This window comes from Stenotrophomonas sp. P5_B8 (assembly GCF_054049855.1).
In genome coordinates, this window is the sequence record NZ_JBFULO010000437.1 from 1 (window position 1) to 3132 (window position 3132).

Genomic DNA, 3132 nt, shown 5'->3' on the forward strand with positions numbered 1-3132 from the left:
CCCCATGCCCTTTCCGGCGAATGTCCTCCGGCGTCGGCCTACGGCCGCCACCTCCCCCTTTATTTCGCCTCCAAGGGCATGGGGGCCCAGCGCCCAACCCACCGACCAAGGCCAGAAAAGCCTGGCTTGCCCCTGCCTACCGGCTGCTACGGGGCCCTCACGCTCGCGACAGGCCCGAGCGGAGACACCACCGATCCAGAGACGGCGCCTGGATCCCGTCCGCATGCATATCGCCCTGCGCCATTTCCATGTCCTTTGGAACAAGACGCTCCCTGCCACTGCAGGAAGCACCTTTTTCTAGAGCACCGCGATCAACAATCGCAAGGCGACGACGCCACGCCGTCGCGCGCTGCGATCATTCGTTCGGCGGCGTGGTCGGCTTGGYCTCGCTGCCGAAGCTGCCCTCGGCCTCGGCCGCCAGGTAGGCAAACACCGTGTACGCCGCCACGTTCTGTGCCAACGCGGCCGGGTCGATCTTGTCCAGGGTGTCGTCGGCGGTGTGGTGCAGGTTGAAGTAATCGCTGCCGTCCTGCGCAAGCCAGGCCCACGCACCGCCCTTGGCCGCCAGCGGACCCACGTCCGGGCCCGGGCCACCCTTGTCAGCGGCGTACTCGATGCCCAGCGGCTTGAGTACTTCGGCGATCTGGCGGGTTGCCTCGCGCGAGCCCTCCGGGTTCGGCGAGCCGGTGTTGAACGCATAGATGCGGCCCGCACCGAAGTCGCTCTCGGCGGCCAGCTGGTGCAGCACCACGTCCTTGGCATGCGCTTCGGCATAGGCCTTGCCGCCGTACAGACCCTGTTCCTCGTTGGCGAACGCAACCACGCGGATGGTGCGCTTGGGCGCCTGCTTCAGCTGGCCGATCAGATGGCCGGCGGCCATGGTGATGCCCACGCCGGCGCCATCATCGATCGCCCCGGTGCCCAGGTCCCACGAATCCAGATGTCCGCCGATCACCACCACTTCCTTGGGCAGGCTGCGCCCGGTGATCTCGCCGATCACGTTGTAGGAGGTGGCCTTGCCGTCCCAGCCGCAGTCCAGGGTGAGCTTGAGCGTGGTGCTGCCAAGCGCCACCAGGCGCGCCAGCTGATTGGCATCGGGCACCGACAACGCCGCCGACGGCACCGGGGTGAGGCCGTCGTCGAAGCGGGTGATACCGGTGTGCGGCACGCGGTGCGAATCGGTACCGGCCGAGCGCATCACAAAGCCCACCGCGCCTTTGCGGATCGCCTCGGACGGCCCCTTGCTGCGCACCGCGCCGCCATTGCCGTAGTCGCGGCCATCGCGGTAGGCGGTCATCTGGTAATCGACGAAGGCGATCTTGCCCGCCAGCGAGCCGGCCGGCGCGGCCTGCAGCGCGGCCAGGTCGGCAAAGCGCACCACCTCGGCTTCGACCGTGCCACCCGGGCTGCCGCCCAGGGCGGTGATGGTCAGCGGCTGGGCATGCTTGCCGGTGACCTGCGCATGCTCACTGCGGCGCTCCCACTTGGGGAAGGTGACCGGCTCGGTCCACACCTTGTCAAAGCCCAGCGATTTGAACTTGGCCACCGCCCAGGCCACGGCGCGCGGATCGGCTTCACCGCCGGCGATGCGCGGGCCGATCTCGGTGGTGAGCGATTCGACCACCTTCCAGCCGGTGTCGTCCTTGAGCGCCTGCTCACGCAGTTCGGCGGCAGTGGCCAGCGACTTCGGCGGCAGCGTGGTGGTGCCCGTCGCCGCGAAGGCCGGCGCGGCCAGCAGGGCGAGGGAGGATGCGATGGCAAGGACGCGGCGACGCATGGACAGCTCCGGGAAACGGGACGGAAGCCCCCGAGCTTAGCAGCCTGCCAGCGCCGCACATGGGCGGTAGGTCATGCTCCGGCGAATGCTGTTTTCCAAAAGCGAAAACCCCGCCGGAGCGGGGCTTTCGATGGGTAGTGCCGGCCGCTGGCCGGTTCCGCGCGATGCAGGATATCCGTGGAGCCGGCCAGCGGCCGGCACTACCGTTTCCGTGCTGCCGGCCAGCGGCGGGCCACCGACAGTGCTGCCTCAGTGCTTCAGGTTGTCGCGGATTTCGCGCAGCAGCAGCACTTCTTCGCTCGGCGCCGCCGGGGCGGCCGGCTCGGCCTGCTTCTTGCGGGCCAGGCGGTTGATGAACTTCACGACCATGAAGATCGCAAAGGCCACGATCACGAACTGCACCACGGTGTTGAGGAAGTCGCCGTAGCCGATCACCACCGCCGGAATCTCCTTGCCATCTGCGGCAATCCGCGCCGGGGCCAGCGTCCAGGCCAGTTCGGAGAAATCCACCCGCCCGATCATCCAGCCGAGCGGCGGCATGATGATTTTGTCCACCAGCGCGGTGACGATCTTGCCGAACGCCGCACCGATGACCACACCGACCGCCAGGTCGATGACGTTGCCACGCATGGCGAACTCTTTGAACTCAGTCAGTACACCCATCGGGCTCTCCTATCGTATCGGGGGAATCAAAGGACGCCGCAGCGTAGCGCAGCGCGTGTCATCCGGCGATGATGCCGTGGCGCTCGGCCACGTTCTCCAGCCGCGCGCTGAAACGGTCGCCCGGCTTCAACGCGGCCACGCCCGATGGGGTGCCCATGAAGACCAGGTCGCCGGCTTTCAGCGCCCACAGCTTGGACAACTCGTGCAGGATCTCCGGCACGTTCCAGATCATCTGGTCCAGCAGCGACTGCTGGCGTACTTCACCGTTGATCTCCAGCGACAGGTTGAGCGCGGCCAGATCGCCCACTTCCGCCGCCGGCACCAGTTCGCTGACCGGGGCGGACTGGTCGAAGCCCTTGGCCGGATCCCACGGATGGCCCTTGGCCTTGGCCTGCGCCTGCAGGTCGCGCCGCGTCAGGTCCAGGCCGACGCCGTAGCCGAACACCAGTGCTTCGGCCTGGTCGACCGGCAGCTCGCCGGCGGGCGCGTCGCGGCCGATCGCCACCACCAGCTCGACTTCGTGGTGCAGGTCCGAGGTCGCCGACGGGTAGGGAATCACATCGTCATGTCCGACCACGATCGCATCGGCGGGCTTGCTGAAGAACATCGGGCGGCCGCGATCCTCGGCGGCCGGCACGGCCGCGCCCATCTCGCGCGCATGGTCGGCGAAGTTGCGCCCGACACAGTAGATG

Annotated in this window: 3 protein-coding genes; all 3 read right to left on the reverse strand. The window is 68.0% G+C overall.

All coding sequences use genetic code 11. The features are described from left to right. Nucleotides 1–355: 355 nt before the first annotated feature. Nucleotides 356–1777 carry a M28 family peptidase gene (locus tag ACXJKH_RS17665; RefSeq protein ID WP_457321280.1) on the reverse strand — a complete coding sequence of 474 codons (1422 nt, stop codon included), beginning with the start codon at nucleotides 1775–1777 and terminating at the stop codon, nucleotides 356–358. Between the two features lie 249 nt (nucleotides 1778–2026). After that, nucleotides 2027–2440 carry a large-conductance mechanosensitive channel protein MscL gene (gene mscL / locus ACXJKH_RS17670; protein ID WP_121039325.1) on the reverse strand — a complete coding sequence of 138 codons (414 nt, stop codon included), beginning with the start codon at nucleotides 2438–2440 and terminating at the stop codon, nucleotides 2027–2029. Between the two features lie 58 nt (nucleotides 2441–2498). Continuing rightward, nucleotides 2499–3131 carry a fumarylacetoacetate hydrolase family protein gene (locus tag ACXJKH_RS17675; protein WP_457321283.1) on the reverse strand — a complete coding sequence of 211 codons (633 nt, stop codon included), beginning with the start codon at nucleotides 3129–3131 and terminating at the stop codon, nucleotides 2499–2501. Nucleotide 3132: the final 1 nt, after the last annotated feature.

Excerpts from the sequence above, each read along its gene's own strand:
- mscL (WP_121039325.1), bottom strand. The coding sequence starts at position 2,440 with ATGGGTGTACTGACTGAGTTCAAAGAGTTCGCCATGCGTGGCAACGTC.